The organism is Sphingomonas sp. SORGH_AS_0870 (assembly GCF_031453175.1).
Classification (GTDB): domain Bacteria; phylum Pseudomonadota; class Alphaproteobacteria; order Sphingomonadales; family Sphingomonadaceae; genus Sphingomonas.
Genome location: NZ_JAVIYW010000002.1, coordinates 3,645,410 through 3,663,786, shown reverse-complemented (window position 1 = coordinate 3,663,786; position 18,377 = coordinate 3,645,410). Strand labels below are relative to the sequence as shown.

The window sequence follows — 18,377 nt, the reverse complement described above, 5'->3', positions numbered from 1 at the left end:
CCTAAAAGCATAACGGGGGACGCCGAGCCAAGTTCAGCGTCCCCCTGACAGTGATCGGAAATTCAAATTCCTCCCCTGCAAGGGAAGGTGGCACGCGTCGCGTGACGGAGGGGTGTCCCGCTATCGAAAGGGCGACACCCCTCCACCAGCTTCGCCGGTCCCCCTCCCCTGGCAGGGGGAGGATCGGATCACCCAAAGGCGCGCTTGATCAGGTCCTCGGTCGAGGGATCGAAATCCTGCCCGCCCTGATCGGCGGCCTTCGCCATTTCCTTGCCCAGCTCGACGCCGAACTGGTCGAAGCTGTTGATGCCAAGGATCACGCCGTTCACGAACACGCGGTGCTCGTAAAAGGCGATCAGCGCGCCCAGCGTGCGCGGGTCGAGCGTCTCGAGCAGGATGGTTGAGGACGGACGATCGCCGGAATAGCTGCGCGCGGGATCGTCGGTCTTCTTGCCCTTCATCAGCGCGGCGCCCTGCGCGAAGGCGTTGAGCAGCAGCTGGCGGTGATGCTCGTCGCTCAGCACGTCGCCCGGCTCGACCACCGCGATGAACTCGACGGGGACGAGGTGGGTGCCCTGATGGAGCAGCTGGAACACCGCGTGCTGCGCATCGGTGCCGACCCCGCCCCAGGTGATCGCGGCGGTGGGACGGCCGACGGGCTGGCCGTCGACCGTCACGCCCTTGCCGTTCGATTCCATCTCCAGCTGCTGGAGATAGGAGGGCAGGAGGCGCAGTCGCTCGTCATAGGCGAAGGGCGCGCGCGTCTCGGCATGGCGGACCTGGGTGTAATAGAGGTCGGCAAAGGCGGCGAGCGCGGGGGCGTTCTGCGACAGGTCGCTCAGGCGGAAATGGCGATCCATCTCGGCCGCGCCTTCCAGCAGTTCCTCGAACGCGTCCCAGCCCAGGCCCAGCGCGGCGGGAAAGCCGATCGTCGACCAGAGCGAATAGCGGCCGCCGACCGACTCGGCGAAGGACAGGATGCGCGTCTCGTCCACGCCCCATTCGACCGCCTTGGCGGGGTTGGCGGTCAGCGCGATGACGCGGCCATAGGGGTCCTCGACACCATGCTCGGTCATCCACTGGAGCGCCGAGGTGGCGTTGAGCATCGTCTCGGTGGTGGTGAAGGTCTTGGATGCGACGACCAGCAAGGTGGCGGCGGGGTCGAAGCGCTTGAACACCTCCTCCAGCGCGACGCCGTCGACATTGGAGACGATGGCGACGTCATAGCGGTCGCTGTCGCGGCCCAGCGCGTCGACCAGCAGGTCGGGGCCCAGCGCCGATCCGCCGATGCCGATGTGCAGGACATGGCGGATGGGACCCAGCGCCTCGGCCTCGATCGCGTCGATCAGCGCGCGCATCCGGGCGTGCGAGGCGCGGGCGGTGGCGACGCTTTCGGGATTGCCCTCGCCACGCTCGGCGGTGTGCTCGACCGCGCGGCCTTCGGTGACGTTGACCACCTCGCCGCCGAACAGCGCGTCGCGCTTGGCGGCCAGCCCCTTGGCCTTGGCCAGTTCGGCGAAGGCGGCGACGGCGTCGGGCGTCAGATGCGTCTTGGACCAGTCGAAATGGATGCCCGCCACGTCCAGGCTGAGCGAGGCCAGCCGGTTGGGATCATTCGCGAAAAGATCGAGAAGCGGAGTCTGCGGGAGCGATTCGATCGTCGACCAGTCGGCAGCCATGATGCCTGTTCCTTCCTTGACCTGCCCCAAAGGGCTTCATCCACGGCGTTAGACAATGCGGGTGCGCAAAGCCAAGCCCTAGATTGGTATGGTGGATCAGGCTGGTACGCGAAATCGCCACGGGCGGGCGACTTGCGGCGGATCGGTCAGCGGTGCTTCACCGCCACCGGGTCGCGCACCACGCCGACATCGGCAAAGCGCCGGGGCTCGGCGGGCTGGGGCACGGGCTGGGCCAGTTCGCGCTGCCAATAGCCGACATCGATCCAGCGGCCATGCTTGTGGCCGACCTCGCGAAAGACGCCCGCGCGGCGGAAGCCGACCGCCTCGTGCAGCTTGATCGATCCGTCATTGGGCAGCGCGATCACGCCCATCGCCTGGGTGAAGCCCTGCGCGGTCAGCGTGTCGACCAGCGCCTCGTAGAGCAGCCGTCCGACGCCCGCGCGTTGCGACACGTCGGCGACATAGATGGTCGTCTCCACCACCCAGCGATACGCCGCGCGCTCGCGGAAGCGCGCGGCATAGGCATAGCCGATCACGGCATCCTCGCGGCCCGCCTCGTCGCTCAGCGTGGCGACGATCCATGGATACAGCCCGTCCGCGCCCTCCATCCGCGCACGCATCGCATCGGCATCGGGCGCCTGCGTCTCGAAGGACACCACCCCCGCCAGCACGTGCGGCGCATAGATGGCGGCGATGGCGGCGGCGTCATCGGGGCGGGCGGCGCGAATGGCGATCATGGGGGGCGTCTCCTGAAACGATGGGCCTGCCTAGCGTGCGGATGCGCCGTTCGGAAAGCCCCGATTCCCGCGCGCCGTTTTGGGAAGGCCACAATCCCAAGCCCCGTTCGCACTGAGCGAAGTCGAAGTGCACGCCCCACGTAGGGGCAAGAGAGTCCTCTGGCCTTCGACTTCGCTCAGGCTGAACGGAGATGGCGGATCAGCTCACAACCCCAGCCGCGCGATCAGCAGATCGAGCAGCCGCTCGTCGCTGACCGAGCCCACCGGACCCAGGCCGCCGCATTCCAGGCAGCGCGCCTGCACCGACCCGCCGCGCGCCAGCCGTGCGACATCGCCCAGCGCGCGGGCCGCGACCGCGCGACGCTCCGCCGCGGCGATGGCGAACACGTCGCCGCCCTGCTGCGTGTCGTCATCGTCGCCGTCGAATCCTTCGGCCAGCATCGCGGCGAAGCCCGGCTTCTTCTCCAGATATTCGGCATGGACCTTGGCGGGGTCCAGCCTGGCGCGGCGCGCGGCCTCGGCGATCGCGTCGGACAGGGTGCCGAACCGGTCGACCAGCCCGATCTGCCGCGCGGTGCCGCCGTCCCACACGCGCCCCTGCGCGATGGTGTCGACCTTTTCCACCGACATGTGGCGCGACTCGGCGACGCGGGTCAGGAACTGGCGATAGCCATTCTCGATCCCCGCCTGGAGGATCGTGTCGAGCATCGGGGTGAAGCCGCCCAGCACGTCGGGCTGGCCGGTCAGCGGCGTGGTCTTCACCCCGTCGGTGGTGATGCCGATCTTGGCCAGCGTGTTCTCGAACGAGGGGATCAGCCCGAATATGCCGATCGACCCGGTGATCGTGCCCGGCTCTGCGAAGATCAGGTCGGCGGGGGTCGAGACCCAATAGCCGCCCGATGCGGCCAGGCCGCCCATCGACACGATGACGGGCAGCTTCTGGCGCTTGGCCTCCAGGATCGCCTGGCGGATCTGCTCGGAGGCCAGCACCGAGCCGCCGGGCGAGGCGACGCGGACGACCAGCGCCTTCAGTTTCTTCTTGGCCAGCCCGTCGAGCAGCGCCTTGGCGATCGTATCGCCCGCCGCGGTGCCGGGGCCCGCCTCGCCATCGACGATATTGCCCGCGATGGTCAGCACGCCGATCGCGTCGCCTTGCGTCGGCAGGGGGTGGGCACGAACCCAGGAGGCGTAGGAGATGGTCCGGAAGCTGCCCGCGGGCTTGCTCGCGTCGGCGCCCGCAATCTCGGCGACGCGCTTGCCGAAGGCCAGCTTGTCACCCAGCCTGTCGACCAGCCCGGCCTTCAGGTTCGCATCGGCGATGCTGCCGTTCGCGGCCAGCACCGCACGGTCGGGCTGGGCCAGGAAGCCGTCGATCTGCGCCTTGGGCCGCGCCTTGGCGACGCCCTCGCGCCACTGGGCGAACAGCGTGCCGTACAGCGCCTGCGAGGCCGCGCGCGCCTCGGGGCTCTGGTCGGCGCGGATATAGGGCTCGACGAAGGACTTGAACTTGCCGACGCGGTAGACATGCGCGTTGACGCCCAGCTTGTCGATCAGGCCCTTGTAATAGAGCTGGTTGCCGCCCGGCCCCGCGAACAGCGTGCCGCCCAGTGGGTTGACCCAGATCTCGCTGGCGTTCGCGGCCAGGCGATAGGCGCCGTCGGTATAGGCCGTGGCATAGGCCAGCACCGGCTTGCCGCCCTTGCGGAAGCGCTGGATCGCGTCGCCGACCTCCTGAAGACTGGCGGGATAGGCGCCGCCGAACGCATCCAGGTCCAGGACCAGCACCTTGACCCGGCCGTCATCCTTGGCGGCATCGATCGCGCGGACCAGATCGCGCAGGCGATATTCGTGCGGGACGCTGCGCCCCGACAGCATGGCGAGCGGCGCGATGGTCTCGGGCTGCTCGACGATCGGGCCGTCCAGCTTGAGGAGGAGGGCGCCGTCGGTGATCGCCTTGGTCCCCGGCCGTGCGTTGAGCGCGGCGAAGATCAGGCCGAAGAACAACAGCATTGCCGCCAGGACCAGGAAATCCTTGATCCCGACCAGCAGCCGCCACGCCGCCTTCAGGATGCGCCAGCCGCTGCGCTTGCCCGGCTTGCGTCCCGGTCGGCTGAAATCCTGGTCGAGGGGAGAGGCGGGCGGAAGAGCGTCTGCGCGAGCGTCGGTCATTCCCCATCGCTACCCCAGCCGCGAAGGCGCGGCAATGGTCCGTATTAGCCACCCAATACGGACGCCGCCGCACCGCGATTTTGTTCCCGCTTTCGGGGCGGCCGGTCGAAATTTTTTGATGGGGGTCGTTGACGGCCTGAACCGGCGTTCACATATCCGGTGGCGTTGGCACTCGCATGGCTCGAGTGCCAGAAAAGTGTAACATGCCAGATAAAGGGACATGGCAATGAACTTTCGTCCGTTGCACGACCGCGTTCTCGTCCGTCGCGTCGAGGCCGAGGAAAAGACGGCCGGTGGGATCATCATCCCCGACACCGCCAAGGAAAAGCCCCAGGAGGGCGAGGTTGTCGCCGCCGGTTCGGGCGCGAAGGCCGAAGACGGCAAGCTGACCCCGCTGGACGTGAAGGCGGGCGACCGCATCCTGTTCGGCAAGTGGTCGGGCACCGAGGTCAAGGTGAACGGTGAAGACCTGCTGATCATGAAGGAATCGGACATCCTCGGCATCATCGGCTGAGCGACCGTTTCTTCTTTTCCGTTTTTCTGACAATTCCAGATCGAAAGGGTAGCCACCATGGCAGCCAAGGAAGTCAAGTTTTCGCGCGACGCGCGTGAGCGCATTCTGAAGGGCGTCGACATCCTCGCCGATGCCGTCAAGGTCACGCTGGGGCCGAAGGGCCGCAACGTCGTGATCGACAAGTCGTTCGGTGCGCCCCGCATCACCAAGGACGGCGTTTCGGTCGCCAAGGAAATCGAACTCAAGGACAAGTTCGAGAACATGGGCGCCCAGATGGTGCGCGAAGTGGCGTCGAAGACCAACGACATCGCCGGTGACGGCACCACCACCGCGACCGTCCTCGCTCAGGCGATCGTCCGCGAGGGCATGAAGTCGGTTGCGGCCGGCATGAACCCGATGGACCTGAAGCGCGGCATCGACATCGCCGTCGCCAAGGTGACCGAGGACATCAAGTCGCGCTCGAAGCCCGTCTCGGGCAGCCAGGAAGTTGCCCAGGTCGGCATCATCTCGGCGAACGGCGACCGTGAAGTCGGCGAGAAGATCGCCGAAGCCATGGAAAAGGTCGGCAAGGAAGGCGTCATCACCGTCGAGGAGGCCAAGGGCCTCGAATTCGAACTCGACGTCGTCGAGGGCATGCAGTTCGACCGTGGTTACCTGTCGCCCTACTTCATCACCAACCCGGAGAAGATGACGGTCGAACTCAACGACCCGTACATCCTGATCCACGAGAAGAAGCTGTCGAACCTGCAGGCGATGCTCCCGATCCTGGAAGCCGTCGTCCAGTCGGGCCGTCCGCTCCTGATCATCGCCGAGGACATCGAGGGTGAGGCGCTCGCCACGCTCGTCGTCAACAAGCTGCGCGGCGGCTTGAAGGTCGCAGCGGTCAAGGCACCGGGCTTCGGCGATCGTCGCAAGGCGATGCTGGAAGACATCGCCATCCTGACCGCGGGCGAGCTGATCTCGGAAGATCTGGGCATCAAGCTCGAGACCGTCACCGTCGGCATGCTGGGCACCGCCAAGCGCGTCACGATCGACAAGGACAACACCACCATCGTCGATGGTGCGGGTGATGCCGACGCGATCAAGGGCCGCACCGAGGCGATCCGTGCGCAGATCGAGAACACCACCAGCGATTACGACCGCGAGAAGCTCCAGGAGCGTCTGGCCAAGCTCGCTGGCGGCGTGGCCGTGATCAAGGTCGGCGGTGCGACCGAGGTCGAGGTGAAGGAGCGCAAGGACCGCGTCGACGACGCGCTGCACGCGACCCGCGCGGCCGTCGAAGAGGGCATCGTCCCCGGCGGTGGTACGGCGCTGCTGTACGCGACCAAGGCGCTGGACGGCGTCAAGGGCGTCAACGACGACCAGACCCGCGGCATCGACATCGTTCGCAAGTCGCTGACCGCGCTGGTTCGCCAGATCGCTCAGAACGCGGGTCATGACGGTGCGGTCGTGTCGGGCAAGCTGCTCGACCAGAACGACACCTCGTTCGGCTTCAACGCGTCGACCGACACCTATGAGAACCTGGTCGCCGCCGGCGTCATCGACCCGACCAAGGTCGTGCGCACCGCGCTCCAGAACGCGGCGTCGGTCGCGGGCCTGCTGATCACCACGGAAGCCACCGTGGCCGAGCTGCCCGAAGACAAGCCCGCCATGCCCGCCGGTGGCGGCATGGGCGGCATGGGCGGCATGGACTTCTAAGTCGGATAGCGGCGACCGGCGGGGCTTGCGCCTCGCCGGGAACCGGACCGGCCTGTCCTTGCGGCACAGCCAACAGAAAAGGGCCCGGGGAGCGATCCCCGGGCCCTTTTTTTGTGTCTGCTTCATGGTTCCGAACTCCGTCCAGCCTGAGCGTAGTCGAAGGCCACGGGAATGCCTTCGCGGAGATGGCGTGGCGTGCACTTCGACTTCGCTCAGTGCGAACGGAGGTGGGGAGTGTCGGCGCGATCCCACATCTTTCCCTCCGTTCAGCCTGAGCGCAGTCGGAGGCCATGGGTATCCCCTCGCGGAGATGGTGGGGCGTGCACTTCGACTTCGCTCAGTGCGAACGGGGGTGGGGAGTGTCGGCGCTATCCCACAGTCTGCCCTCCGTTCAGCCTGAGCGTAGTCGAAGGCCATGGGAATCCGCTTGCGGAGACGGCGGTACGTGCACTTCGACTTCGCTCAGTGTGAACGGGGTGGGGGAGTGTCGGCACCATCCCACATCCTTCCCTCCGTTCAGCCTGAGCGTAGTCGAAGGCCATGGGAATCCGCTTGCGGAGACGGCGGTACGTGCACTTCGACTTCGCTCAGTGTGAACGGGGTGGGGGAGTGTCGGCGCCATCCCACATCCTTCCCTCCGTTCAGCCTGAGCGCAGTCGAAGGCCATGGGAATCCCCTCGCGGAGATGGCGGGGCATGCACTTCGACTTTGCTCAGTACGAACGGGGTGGGGGAGCGTCGGCACCATCCTACATCCTCCCTCCGTTCAGCCTGAGCGCAGTCGAAGGCCATGGGAATCCCCTCGCGGAGATGGCGGGGCGTGCATTTCGATTTCGCTCAGTGCGAACGGGGTAGGGGAGAGCCATTGAAAGGCCCCGTTCCCCGGCGAAGGCCGGGGCCCAGTTACGAAGCGATCGAGATGGCTCCCGGCGTCGCGTGGGAGGCTCAAACCGGCGCGTTGCAAACGCCTCCCATGAAACCGTCCGCGCGCCAGCGACGATGGGGCGACTGGGCCCCGGCCTTCGCCGGGGAGCAGGAGGCGTGGACACGAAAAAGGGCGGCCGAGCCTTCGCCCGACCGCCCTTCACGAACCGCGAATGCCGCGCTTACGCGCCCGCGTTCTTCAGCGCCGCCTGGACGTCCTTCCAGGTGATCGCACCCTGAAGCGGCTTGCCGTTCAGGATGAAGGTCGGGGTACCCGTCACCGTGCCGTCGGCCCCGCGATCCTGGGTCTGCTTGGTCAGGCGGTCGATCTCCAGCATGTTGCCGAGGCAGGCGCGCGCCTTGGCCTCGGGGATGCCGCGCTGCTTGACGAAGTTGATCAGGTCCATCTGGTCGGCCAGCGCCTTGATCACGTCGACCGGCTTGGCATTCTGCAACGCCTTTTGCTGCTCGGGGCTCATCGCCTGGAGCTTGTCGTTGAAGCCCTGCTGCGACTGGTACATCTGTTCCAGGATCGGGAAGAAGGTCGCCTCGCCCGCGCAGATGCCGAGCAGCGCGGGCGGCAGGTCGGGCGCGCCGTGGATCAGGAATTCGCGGAATTCCCAGCTGACCTTGCCCGACTTGACGTAATCGTTCGTCAGCGGCTCATAGCCTTCCCGCGCAAAGGCGCCGCAGGCGGGGCACAGGCGCGAGCCATATTCGACCAGCTTGATCGGGGCATTGGGGTTGCCCATCACGAAGCCTTCGCCGGTCTTGCTGACGACCTGGGTCCAGTCCTTGCCCGCAGGCGCGGGAACCGCCGCGACCGGCGAGGCGGCGGGAGCGCTGCTGTTGGCGTCGCCGCCGCCACCGCAGGCGGCCAGCGCGAGAGGCAGGGCGAGAAGGAGGAGACGAGACTTCATCGACAAATGCTCCGAGAGAAAAGGGGGGTCAGCGGGCTCCGGCCGCGCGCAACAGCGGCAACAGGCGCTCCCAGGTGAAGACGCCCGTCGCCTGGCGACCGTTGATGAAGAAGCCGGGCGTGCCCTCCAGGGTCTTGGGGGCCGAGCTGGTCATCGCGACGATCCGGTCGGTGGCGGCGCGATCCGACAGGCAGGCGGTGATCTGCGCATCGGTCAGCCCGGCGCTCCGGCCGATCTCGGTCAGCCCCGCGCCATCGGCGATCGCGCGCATCTGCGCCGCCGCCGGATACATGCCGATCCGCTGGCCATTGGCCTGTTCGAACTCCATGCCGCGCGCCAGCCACGTCTTCTGCTGCGCGAACAGCGTGTCGGTCAGCCCTGCGAATTTCGCCGCGCCGCCGCACCGCGCGATCAGCGCGGCCGCCAGGTCGATCCGGTTGAAGATGTAATGGCGCAGCTCGATGCTGGTCGAGCCCGACCGGACCATCTGCCCCTTCAGCACCGCGCCCGAGCTGTTGATGAAGGCGGCGCAATGCGGGCAGGTATAGCTGACATATTCGACCAGCTTCACCCGCGCCGCCGGATTGCCGATGACATAGGCGCCCGTCGGCGTCTGGGTGATATGGGTCGTCCAGTCGGTCTTGCGCTGTGCCTGGGCCGCTTCGACGGCGCTGGTGGCGGAAAGCGAAAGGCCGATCGCGGCCAGCGACAGGAAAAGGCGCATCACGATACCTTGGGAATGCCGCGCGTCGCCGCGACGCCCGCGGCCAGCGATTCGAGCACCGCGCGAAGCTCTGGGTCGGCGATCTGGCGCAGGCCGTCGCCCATTTCCGGCGGCACCGGCTGGGGCTTGGGGCGGGCGGGGCGGCGGGGGGCGCCCATCGGCAGCTCGCCCTGCCGGATCTGCAACCGCGCGACCGCCGGATAGCCGAAGAAGCGGTTCACCCGCTCGATGATCTCGGGCGCGATATGCTGCATCATCGGGGCATGGGCCCCGCGCACGACCAGGGTCAGCACGCCATCCTGCTTCTCGCCCTGCGGAAAGCGGATCGATTCGGGGGCGCTGGCGGTCGACAGGCGCGGGCCGACGATATCGGGCCAGCGGCTGACGATCGCGCTCTGCACGAAGCCGAAACGACGAAAGGCCGCGCCGCCGATGGCGGGCAGCAGTTCGGACACCGCGCGGGGGCGGTTGGAACGGGGGGGCGGCTCCTGGGGGGCGCGGACGCGCTTGCTCATGTCGCGCTCCATGCCATAGCGGGCCGGTGCACGCCAAGCCTTCATCATCGCCCGACAATCCTGCCGCCCGGCTGCTCGCCTGGTACGACCGTCATGCCCGCGACCTGCCCTGGCGCAGCAAGCCGGGGGAGACGCCCGATCCGTACCGGGTCTGGCTGTCGGAGGTGATGCTGCAACAGACGACGGTGGCGGCGGTCGCGCCGCGCTTCACCGCCTGGGTCGAACGTTGGCCCGACGTGGCCAGCCTGGCCGCCGCGCCCGACGAGGACATCATGGCCGCCTGGGCGGGGCTGGGCTATTATGCCCGTGCGCGCAATCTGGTGAAGGCCGCGCGGGCGGTCGTGGCGGAGCATGGCGGGCGTTTCCCGGCGACGGAGGCGGCGTTGCGCGACCTGCCGGGGCTGGGGGCCTATACGGCGGCGGCGGTGGCGGCGATCGCGTTCGGCGAGCGCGCGGTGGTGGTCGATGCCAATGTCGAGCGCGTCGTAGCCCGGTTGTTCGCGATCGAAACGCCGCTGCCCGCCGCGCGGCCCGCGATCCGCGCTGCGACCGACCGAATCACCCCCGACGCCCGCGCTGGCGACTTCGCGCAGGCGATGATGGACCTGGGCTCCGCGATCTGCACGGTGAAGAAGCCGCAATGCCTGCTCTGCCCCCTGGCGGTCGATTGCGATGCCCGCGCGCAAGGGATTGCCGAGACGCTTCCCGCCAAGGCGCCCAAGAAAAAACGTCCCTATCGTCACGGCACCGTCTTCTGGATCGAGCAGGAAGGGCGGGTCTGGCTGGTCCGCCGCCCGGACAAGGGGATGCTGGGCGGCATGCGCGCGCTGCCGACCGGGCCATGGAGCGACGAACGGCCGGGGCTGGCCGAGGCACCGGGCAAGGGGCCATGGACGATGCTGAACGAAACGGTCGTGCATGGCTTCACCCATTTCGAGCTGGAACTCGCGCTCGCCCGGAGCGAAGGGCGGCCCGAGGACGCGGCGGCGGGGGAATGGTGGCTGATCGCCGATCTGGGAACCGCCGGGCTCCCCACGCTGTTCGCGCGGGCGGCCGATCTGTTGAAAAGGACCTGATGCCGATGATGCGCCGAATGATGATGACGGGCGGGGTGGCGATGACCCTGCTGGCGACCGCCGCCCCGGCCCAGCTGGCGGCACCGCCCCGCGTATCGGCGGCGGCGGCGACCCGGCTGCCCGCGACCCAGGCCCTGTTCGACAGCTATGTCCGCACCGGCAAGATGCCCGGCATCGTCGCCGCGCTGGGGATGCAGGGACAGCCGACCGTCTTCGTCTCGGCAGGGCGGACCGGCCTGGAGCCGAACGCGCCCGCCGCCGGGCCGGACACACTGTGGCGGGTCTATTCGATGACCAAGCCGATCACCGCGATGGCCGCGATGATGTTGATCGAGGAGGGGCGGCTGAAGCTCGACCAGCCGCTGTCCGACATCTATCCGGCCTATGCGCGGATGCGGGTGCTGACCGACCCCGACCATTCGCTGGAAACCCGGCCTGCAACCAAGCCGATCACCATCCGCGAGCTGATGACCCACACCGCCGGGCTGGGATACAGCATCGTCACGAAGGGGCCGCTGCTTCAGGAATATGAGCGGCTCGGCATCGTGCCCTTCGCGGCCAATGCGCAGGTCGAGGCCAAGGTGCGGCCGACCCGCCCCGCCAGCCTCCAGCAATTCGCCGAGCGCGTCGCGACCCTGCCGCTGATCGCCGAGCCGGGGACCAAATGGAGCTATTCGATCGGCCTCGACGTGCTGGCGGCCGTGGTCGAGAAGGTGTCGGGCATGCCGTTCGAACGGTTCGTCCAGACGCGCCTATTCACCCCGCTCAGGATGACATCCAGCTATTGGCAGGTCCCGGCCTCGGCGGCGAACCGGCTGGCGACCAATTACACCTTCATCGGCGACCAGTTGGTGCCGCTCGATCCGGCGGCGGGCTCGGTCTTTCGCCAGCCGCCCAGCTTTCCCTATGGCGGGGCGGGGCTGGTCATGTCGGCGCGCGACTATGACCGGTTCCTCCAGATGCTCCAGAATGGCGGAGAGGTGGACGGCGTCCGCGTGATGAAGGCCGAGACGGTCCAGCTCGCCATGTCGAACCTGCTGCCGCCGGGCGTCACCTATGGCTCGGTTTCGGGCACGACCGGGGGCAGCGCGGGTGAGGTGCCGACCGGCTTCGGCGCGGGCGGGTCGGTAACGCTGGCCGATACGCCGGGCGGGCCGGGCAAGGGCACCTATGGCTGGGGCGGCGCGGCGGGCACCATCGCCTTTGTCGACCCCAGCCGCCACATGCGTGGGACCGTCATGGTCAATTACTTCCCGGCGGACCGCTATCCGTTGCGGCGCGATCTGGCGGCGGCGCTGTACCAGGATCTGGGGGCACCGCGTCGATGAACGGACTGGGCTTTACCGGCGGGCGACTCGACCGCGCCGATCCGCTGCGTCATGACGAACCGGGTTTCGCCGCGGCGCTGGCCGATCCGGCGGCACGGCTGCTGATCCTGAACGAATATCAGCCGGTCATGGCCGAGGGGCGCCTCGGCTGGACCGCCATCGCCCCTGACGCCCGGCCGGAGGATCATGTCCTGCTGGGCATCGAGGACGGCGTGCCGCATTTCGCGCGGCTGGTCGCGGAACCGGCGGTAGGGCGCTCGGTCGAGATGATCGCGGCCCTCCACGCGCTGGCGGCGGGCGAGGCGGCGACCTATGCGGCGGCGCGCTCGGTGCTCGACTGGCATGCCCGGCATGGCTTTTGTGCGCGCTGCGGCGCGGCGACCGCGCCGTTCCGCGCGGGCTGGGGGCGGCGCTGCCCGGCGTGCGGCACCGAGCATTTCCCGCGAGTCGACCCGGTGGTCATCATGATCGCCGAGCATGAGGGTCGCGCGCTGCTCGGCCGCCAGCCCGCCTTTCCGCCGGGGCGCTATTCGGCGCTGGCGGGGTTTCTGGAACCCGGCGAATCGATCGAGGAAGCGGTCGCGCGCGAGCTGTTCGAGGAGGCGGGCGTGCGGGTGCGCGACGTGCGCTATATCGCCAGCCAGCCTTGGCCCTTCCCTTCGTCGCTGATGATCGCCTGTGTCGCGACGGCGCTGGACGACCGGCTGGCGATCGACACGACCGAGCTGGAGGACGCGATCTGGGTGTCGCGGGACGAGGTGCGCGCCGCGCTGGCGGGGGATGCGTCGCGCTTCGGCGTGCCGCCCGCTTATGCCATCGCGCATACGCTGCTGGAGACGTGGGCCCGATAATCCCCCGGCATGGCGAGGTGGCAGACCGAAGGCCTGATGGGGGGGCTTAGGGCGGACCGACATTCAGGATCGCTTCTTCTCCCCTGGACAGGGGAGAGGGTTAGCGAAGCTTGCCAGCCTGCTGGCTAGCGCAGCTTGGGTGAGGGGTTGAGCGAGCCCAAGGGCTCGCGCGCTCGCCAAGCGAGCGCCCACCCCTCACCCAGCTCCGACTAAGCCTTTGCTTTCGCAAAGGCCAAGTCTGCGCAACCCTCTCCCCTCTGCGAGGGGCGAGGGGAGGAAATGTCGATCGGCGCTCGTTGGCTGCCATCCCCCTTCACCACCGCTTTGTGGCGGTCTCCCCCCCCCCCTGCCGGGGAGGATTTCAGCCGCGCTGGCGTGCCTGGGCGTAGGTGCCCAGCACCCGCATCCATTTGCTGTGGAAGCCCAGTTCCTCGATCGCGCGGTCGAAGGCGGGGTCGCCCGGCTTGCCGACCACGTCGCAATAGAATTCGGTCGCCGCGAAGCTGCCGCCGCGCTGATAGCTTTCCAGCTTGGTCATGTTGACGCCGTTGGTCGCAAAGCCGCCCATCGCCTTGTAGAGCGCGGCGGGGATGTTCTTCACCTCGAAGATCAGGCTGGTCATCCACGGACCGTCGCCCACCGGCGGCTGGCCGCCGCGCGCCAGCACCACGAAGCGGGTCATGTTGCGGTCGCCGTCCGAAACATCCTCGGCCAGCAGGTTCAGGCCGTACAGCTCGGCGGCGCGCGGGGGGGCGAGCGCGGCGATGCTGGCGTCGCCCATCTCCGCCACCCGCGCCGCCGCGCCCGCCGTATCGGCATAGGCGATCGGGCGAATCCCATGCGCGCGCAGCCAGTGGCGGCACTGGCCCAGCGCCTGCGGATGGCTCATCGCCTCGACCAGCCCCTCACGGCCGCCCGTCGCCATCAGCGCATGGCGGATCGACAGGAAATGCTCGCCGACGATCGCCAGCCCGGATTCGGGCAGCAGGAAATGGATGTCGGCGACGCGCCCGTGCAGCGAATTCTCGATCGGGATGATCGCGCGGTCGGCCTTGCCGCTCTTCACCGCATCCAGCGCGTCGGCAAAGTCGAAACAGGGCAGCGGCAGGCCGTCCGGAAAGGCCTCCACCGCCGCGACATGGCTGTTGGCGCCCGGCGCACCTTGAAAGGCGACCGCGCGCGCGGGTTCGGCCAGCGCGGCCTCGGTCATCGCCGCGACGATCGGGCGGGCGGGGGCGGCATAATTTTCCATGGGCCAGCGGCCTAAAGCGCGGGCGCCATGCGATCAAGGGAAGCAAAACTTGCCGTCGGCGAAAGCCGCACCTAAGGTCTGCGTTCAGGAGAGATATTGGCGGGGCAGCGAAAAGCGATGGACCTAAAGACCAATACGATCGCGGGATGGGTGCTGGGCGCGGCAGGCGTCGCATTGGGCCTTTCGATCGTCGGCGGCATGATCTTCCACGACGAGCGCCCCGAGAAAATGGGCTATGCGATCGAGGGCGTCGAGGCCGAGGGATCGGGCGGGGGTGCCGCCGAGGTGCCGATCGCCTCGCTGCTGCCGACCGCCGATGCGGCCAAGGGCGCCGAAGTTTTCAAGAAATGCGCCGCCTGCCACACGATCAACCAGGGCGGCGCGAACGGGATCGGTCCCAACCTCTATGCCACCATGGGAGAGGCCATCGCGCAGGGCAAGGCGGGCTTCGCCTTCTCCGACGCGCTGAAGGCGGTCGGCGGCACATGGGACTGGGACAAGATGAACGCGTGGCTGACGTCCCCGCGCAAATTCGCGCCCGGCACCAAGATGACCTTTGCCGGGCTGTCCAATCCGCAGGACCGCGCGAACGTGATCCTCTATCTCAACCAGCAGGGATCGAACCTGCCGCTGCCCGCCGCGCCGGCCGCCAAGGAACCGGCGGCGGGCGACGCCCCCGCCAACGGCGTCGATGCGGCGGTCAACCGGGTCGAGGAGGATCCGCGCGGCGATACCGGGTCGATCGCCAATACCGGCACGCCCGCGCGGGGCGCACCCTCGGTCGATCCGCAGGCGGCGGTGGAGGGGGCCAAGGCGCCGCGCTGACCGGGGGATGCTGCCCGGCCTGAGCCTCGATCCGCCGATCCTGCAAGCGCCGATGGCGGGGGTGTCGACGCCCGCCATGGCGGCGGCGGTCGGGGAGGCGGGCGGGCTCGGCGCGGTCGCCCTGGGGGCGAGCGATGCCGCCGGTGCCGCCGCCATGATCGCCGAGACGCGGGGCCGAACGCCGCGCCCCTTCAACGTCAATCTCTTCGTCCATGCGCCGCCTCGCCCCGATCCCCAGCGGGAGGCGGCCTGGCGCGAGGCGTTGCGGCCCGCCTTCGCCGAACAGGACGCCGCTCCGCCGCTGGCCTTGCGCACCATCTATGCCAGCTTTGCCGAGGATGACGCGATGCTGGCCCTGCTGGTCGCGACGCGCCCCTCGGTGGTCAGCTTCCATTTCAGCCTGCCCGGTGCCGATCGGATCGCGGCACTGAAAGGCGTCGGCTGCCGGTTGCTGGCGAGCGTCACCTCGCTGGCGGAGGCGCGGGCCGCCGAGCATGCGGGCATCGATGCGCTGGTCGCGCAAGGCTATGAAGCGGGCGGGCATCGCGGCGTCTTCGACCCGGATGCGCCCGACGACCGGCTGGGGACGCTGGCGCTGACCCGGATGCTGGTGGTGCGGACGCGCCTGCCGGTCATCGCGGCAGGCGGGATCATGGACGGGGCGGGCGTGTCGGCGGCGCTGGCGCTGGGGGCGGTGGCGGCGCAGCTGGGCACCGCTTTCATCGCCTGTCCGGAAAGCGCGGCGGATGACGCCTATCGCGCGGCGCTGAGCGGCCCCGGAGCGGCGCATAGCGTCATGACCCGCGCCATATCCGGGCGGCCCGCGCGCTGCCTGCCCAATCGCTTCACCGCGCTGGGCGAGACCTTGTCGGTCGCGCCGCCCGATTATCCGCAGGCCTATGACGCCGGAAAGGCGCTGAACGCCGCCGCCCGTGCGAAGGGCGAGCCTGGCTATGGCGCGCAATGGGCCGGGCAGGGGGCTCCGCTGGCCCGCGCCCTGCCGGCGGGCACGCTGGTCCGCACGATCGCTGGCGAGATACGGCGATAGCGTCTATCCGCGCCGACGATTGCAGGCATCGGAAAGGGACAGTTTGTGAGAATCGCGCTTTGGATGGCGGCCCCCGCGCTGGTCGCGGCCGCGCCCCTGCCCGCAGCGGAGAGCCGCTCGCCGATCCTGCTGTCCGAGTTCGTCGATGCCGCCGCCCCCTATCCACAGGCGCATGCCTCCACGATCGTCCAGCTTCCCGACGGCACGCTGGCCGCCGCCTGGTTCGCCGGCTCGGGCGAGAGCCGCCCCGATGTCCGCATCTGGTTCGCGCGCCGGGAGGCAAAGGGCTGGGCCGCGCCGGTGCCCGTCGCCGATGGCGTCAGCGCGGACAGCAAACGCTATCCGACCTGGAACCCTGTGCTGTTCCAGCCGCCGGGCGGCGCGCTCCAGCTGTTCTACAAGGTGGGGCCGAACCCACGCGAATGGTGGGGCATGGTGATTCGCTCGACCGATGGCGGCCGCACCTGGACGCGTCCCGAGCGGCTGCCCGAGGGCGTGCTGGGGCCGATCAAGAACAAGCTGGTGATCGCCGCCGATGGCAGCTGGATCGCTCCATCCAGCCGCGAGGAGGGCAATGCCGAGGCCAATATCTGGTCGCTGCGGATCGAGCGTAGTACCGACCAGGGCAAGAGCTGGACGGTGGGCCCGCGCATCGCCAGCCCCATGCATATCGAGGCGATCCAGCCCAGCATCCTCTTCCACCCGGACGGTCGCCTGGAACTGATCGCGCGGACGCGGCAGGGGGCGCTGGCGCAGAGCTGGTCGCGCGACAATGGCGTCACTTGGTCGCCGATCGCGGCCATCGACCTGCCCAATCCCAATGCGGGCACCGATGCGGTGACGCTGGCCGACGGGCGCCAGCTGATCGTCTATAACCACAGCGCACACGCCCCCGATACGCCGGGCGACGGGCCGCGCTGGCCGATCAATATCGGCCTGTCCGATGACGGGGTGCGCTGGCGCAACGCGCTGACGCTGGAGAGCAAGCCGATGCCCGATGGCTATGCCTATCCGGCGGTGATCCAGACGCGCGACGGGCTGGTCCATGTGACCTATACCTGGAACCGGCAGCATATCCGGCATGTCGTGATCGATCCCAGGCTGCTCAGGTAAGGGAGGGAGGCCCGTCGAAGGCCACGGGAATCGCCCGCGAAATCAACAAGGGGGTGCCACCCGCGCCGCAGCCCGCTACACCGTCGCGATGACCACCAAGCCCCCCATCGGTCGCGATACGCGGCTGTGCATGTCGCTGTCGGCGCGGCCCGGCAATTTCGGATCGCGCTTCCACAACTGGCTCTATGAGCTGACCGGGCTCGACTATGTCTACAAGTCGTTCAGCACCACCGATCTGGCGGCGGCGGTCGGGGGGATTCGCGCGCTGGACATTCGGGGCTGTGCGATCTCGATGCCGTTCAAGGAAGCGGTGATCCCGATGCTCGACGGGCTGGCCGGGTCGGCGGCGGCGATCGACAGTGTCAACACGATCGTCAACGATGGCGGGCGGCTGACGGGATACAATACCGACTATGCCGCTGTCGTCGAACTAGTCGCCGATATCGATCGCGCGACGCCGTTCGTGCTGCGCGGATCGGGCGGCATGGCCAAGGCGGTCGCCGCCGCACTGCGGGATTCGGGTTTCACCCACGGCACCATCGTCGCGCGCAACGAAGCCGCGGGGCGGGGGCTGGCCGAGCTTTACGGCTTTGGCTGGGCGAGTGAATTGGGTGAGGGCGCGCCGCTGCTCATCAACGTCACGCCGATCGGCATGACCGGCGGCAATGAGGATGACCTGGCCTTTCCCGAGGCGATGATCGCCGATGCGGACATCGCCTTCGATGTGGTGCAATATCCGCCCGAGACACGGTTCCTGAAGACCGCGCGGGCGCTGGGCAAGCGAATCGTCACCGGCACCGAGGTCGCGACCATCCAGGCGCTGGAACAGTTCGTCCTCTATACCGGCCTGCGCCCCACCCCCGATCAGGTGGCCGAAGCGGCCGCCTATGCGCGCAGCCTGGGCTAGGGCCGATCGACATTCAGTATTGTTTTCTTCCCCTCTCCCCTGGAAAGGGGAGAGGGTTAGCGAAGCTTGCCAGCCTGCTGGCTAGCGCAGCTTGGGTG

The 18,377-nt window shown here is 68.5% G+C and carries 16 protein-coding genes; 9 read left to right on the top strand and 7 right to left on the bottom strand.

From position 1 onward, the window contains the following. Positions 1–188: 188 nt before the first annotated feature. The 3 genes from pgi to sppA all read right to left on the bottom strand — a co-directional run bounded on the left by pgi (position 189) and on the right by sppA (position 4,585). Entirely contained in the window at positions 189–1,679 is a 1,491-nt protein-coding gene (pgi, locus tag QE363_RS17005; protein ID WP_309697172.1) for a glucose-6-phosphate isomerase, read from the bottom strand. Between the two features lie 146 nt (positions 1,680–1,825). Next, positions 1,826–2,416 (bottom strand): N-acetyltransferase family protein, encoded by a 591-nt coding sequence (locus QE363_RS17000; protein ID WP_309697170.1) that lies wholly within the window; start codon positions 2,414–2,416, stop codon positions 1,826–1,828. Positions 2,417–2,620: 204 nt separating this feature from the next. Then, positions 2,621–4,585 carry a signal peptide peptidase SppA gene (sppA, locus tag QE363_RS16995; RefSeq protein ID WP_309697168.1) on the bottom strand — a complete coding sequence of 655 codons (1,965 nt, stop codon included), beginning with the start codon at positions 4,583–4,585 and terminating at the stop codon, positions 2,621–2,623. Between the two features lie 226 nt (positions 4,586–4,811). Here sppA and groES point away from each other — a divergent pair, with 226 nt between their 5' ends. Both groES and groL read left to right on the top strand, forming a co-directional pair. Further along, positions 4,812–5,099 (top strand): co-chaperone GroES, encoded by a 288-nt coding sequence (gene groES, locus QE363_RS16990; RefSeq protein WP_230483787.1) that lies wholly within the window; start codon positions 4,812–4,814, stop codon positions 5,097–5,099. Positions 5,100–5,156: 57 nt separating this feature from the next. Then, the gene (gene groL / locus QE363_RS16985; protein WP_307100603.1) at positions 5,157–6,797 is read left to right on the top strand and encodes a chaperonin GroEL; all 1,641 of its coding nucleotides are present in this window, start codon (positions 5,157–5,159) and stop codon (positions 6,795–6,797) included. A gap of 1,105 nt (positions 6,798–7,902) precedes the next feature. Here the strand turns inward: groL and QE363_RS16980 are convergent. From QE363_RS16980 to QE363_RS16970, 3 genes are read right to left on the bottom strand one after another with little or no spacing between them, the layout of a single operon-like run. Then, entirely contained in the window at positions 7,903–8,640 is a 738-nt protein-coding gene (locus QE363_RS16980) for a thioredoxin domain-containing protein (RefSeq protein WP_309697165.1), read from the bottom strand. Between the two features lie 28 nt (positions 8,641–8,668). Further along, positions 8,669–9,364, bottom strand: a complete 696-nt coding sequence (locus QE363_RS16975; RefSeq protein WP_309697164.1) for a thioredoxin domain-containing protein — start codon at positions 9,362–9,364, stop codon at positions 8,669–8,671. After that, positions 9,364–9,879, bottom strand: a complete 516-nt coding sequence (locus QE363_RS16970; protein ID WP_309697162.1) for a DciA family protein — start codon at positions 9,877–9,879, stop codon at positions 9,364–9,366. Before QE363_RS16970 ends, QE363_RS16975 begins: the two co-directional genes overlap by 1 nt. A 26-nt stretch (positions 9,880–9,905) precedes the next feature. Here QE363_RS16970 and mutY point away from each other — a divergent pair, with 26 nt between their 5' ends. From mutY to nudC, 3 genes are read left to right on the top strand one after another with little or no spacing between them, the layout of a single operon-like run. Further along, entirely contained in the window at positions 9,906–10,955 is a 1,050-nt protein-coding gene (mutY, locus tag QE363_RS16965; protein WP_309697160.1) for an A/G-specific adenine glycosylase, read from the top strand. An 8-nt stretch (positions 10,956–10,963) separates the two neighbouring features. Further along, positions 10,964–12,283: a serine hydrolase domain-containing protein gene (locus QE363_RS16960; RefSeq protein WP_405053224.1), complete on the top strand. Its 1,320-nt coding sequence runs from the start codon at positions 10,964–10,966 to the stop codon at positions 12,281–12,283. Then, positions 12,280–13,134: an NAD(+) diphosphatase gene (gene nudC / locus QE363_RS16955; protein WP_309697156.1), complete on the top strand. Its 855-nt coding sequence runs from the start codon at positions 12,280–12,282 to the stop codon at positions 13,132–13,134. Before QE363_RS16960 ends, nudC begins: the two co-directional genes overlap by 4 nt. Positions 13,135–13,495: 361 nt before the next feature. On the opposite strand, the gene QE363_RS16950 is transcribed toward nudC, so the two are convergent. Continuing rightward, a complete protein-coding gene (locus QE363_RS16950; RefSeq protein ID WP_309697154.1) occupies positions 13,496–14,386 on the bottom strand; it encodes a prephenate dehydratase in 891 nt (296 codons plus the stop codon). Positions 14,387–14,503: 117 nt separating this feature from the next. On the opposite strand from QE363_RS16950, the gene QE363_RS16945 reads away from it, so the two are divergent. The 4 genes from QE363_RS16945 to QE363_RS16930 all read left to right on the top strand — a co-directional run bounded on the left by QE363_RS16945 (position 14,504) and on the right by QE363_RS16930 (position 18,279). Further along, the gene (locus QE363_RS16945; RefSeq protein ID WP_309697152.1) at positions 14,504–15,211 is read left to right on the top strand and encodes a cytochrome c family protein; all 708 of its coding nucleotides are present in this window, start codon (positions 14,504–14,506) and stop codon (positions 15,209–15,211) included. Between the two features lie 7 nt (positions 15,212–15,218). Continuing rightward, positions 15,219–16,259 (top strand): nitronate monooxygenase, encoded by a 1,041-nt coding sequence (locus QE363_RS16940; protein WP_309697150.1) that lies wholly within the window; start codon positions 15,219–15,221, stop codon positions 16,257–16,259. Positions 16,260–16,304: 45 nt separating this feature from the next. After that, entirely contained in the window at positions 16,305–17,372 is a 1,068-nt protein-coding gene (locus QE363_RS16935; RefSeq protein ID WP_309697148.1) for a sialidase family protein, read from the top strand. An 88-nt stretch (positions 17,373–17,460) separates the two neighbouring features. Further along, the gene (locus QE363_RS16930) at positions 17,461–18,279 is read left to right on the top strand and encodes a shikimate 5-dehydrogenase (protein WP_309697146.1); all 819 of its coding nucleotides are present in this window, start codon (positions 17,461–17,463) and stop codon (positions 18,277–18,279) included. Positions 18,280–18,377: the final 98 nt, after the last annotated feature.

Excerpts from the sequence above, each read along its gene's own strand:
- QE363_RS16980 (WP_309697165.1), bottom strand. The coding sequence starts at position 8,640 with ATGAAGTCTCGTCTCCTCCTTCTCGCCCTGCCTCTCGCGCTGGCCGCC.
- groES (WP_230483787.1), top strand. The coding sequence starts at position 4,812 with ATGAACTTTCGTCCGTTGCACGACCGCGTTCTCGTCCGTCGCGTCGAG.
- QE363_RS16930 (WP_309697146.1), top strand. The coding sequence starts at position 17,461 with ATGACCACCAAGCCCCCCATCGGTCGCGATACGCGGCTGTGCATGTCG.
- sppA (WP_309697168.1), bottom strand. The coding sequence starts at position 4,585 with ATGACCGACGCTCGCGCAGACGCTCTTCCGCCCGCCTCTCCCCTCGAC.
- QE363_RS16960 (WP_405053224.1), top strand. The coding sequence starts at position 10,964 with ATGCGCCGAATGATGATGACGGGCGGGGTGGCGATGACCCTGCTGGCG.
- groL (WP_307100603.1), top strand. The coding sequence starts at position 5,157 with ATGGCAGCCAAGGAAGTCAAGTTTTCGCGCGACGCGCGTGAGCGCATT.
- QE363_RS16945 (WP_309697152.1), top strand. The coding sequence starts at position 14,504 with ATGGACCTAAAGACCAATACGATCGCGGGATGGGTGCTGGGCGCGGCA.
- QE363_RS17000 (WP_309697170.1), bottom strand. The coding sequence starts at position 2,416 with ATGATCGCCATTCGCGCCGCCCGCCCCGATGACGCCGCCGCCATCGCC.
- nudC (WP_309697156.1), top strand. The coding sequence starts at position 12,280 with ATGAACGGACTGGGCTTTACCGGCGGGCGACTCGACCGCGCCGATCCG.
- QE363_RS16975 (WP_309697164.1), bottom strand. The coding sequence starts at position 9,364 with ATGCGCCTTTTCCTGTCGCTGGCCGCGATCGGCCTTTCGCTTTCCGCC.
- QE363_RS16970 (WP_309697162.1), bottom strand. The coding sequence starts at position 9,879 with ATGAGCAAGCGCGTCCGCGCCCCCCAGGAGCCGCCCCCCCGTTCCAAC.
- pgi (WP_309697172.1), bottom strand. The coding sequence starts at position 1,679 with ATGGCTGCCGACTGGTCGACGATCGAATCGCTCCCGCAGACTCCGCTT.
- QE363_RS16950 (WP_309697154.1), bottom strand. The coding sequence starts at position 14,386 with ATGGAAAATTATGCCGCCCCCGCCCGCCCGATCGTCGCGGCGATGACC.
- QE363_RS16940 (WP_309697150.1), top strand. The coding sequence starts at position 15,219 with ATGCTGCCCGGCCTGAGCCTCGATCCGCCGATCCTGCAAGCGCCGATG.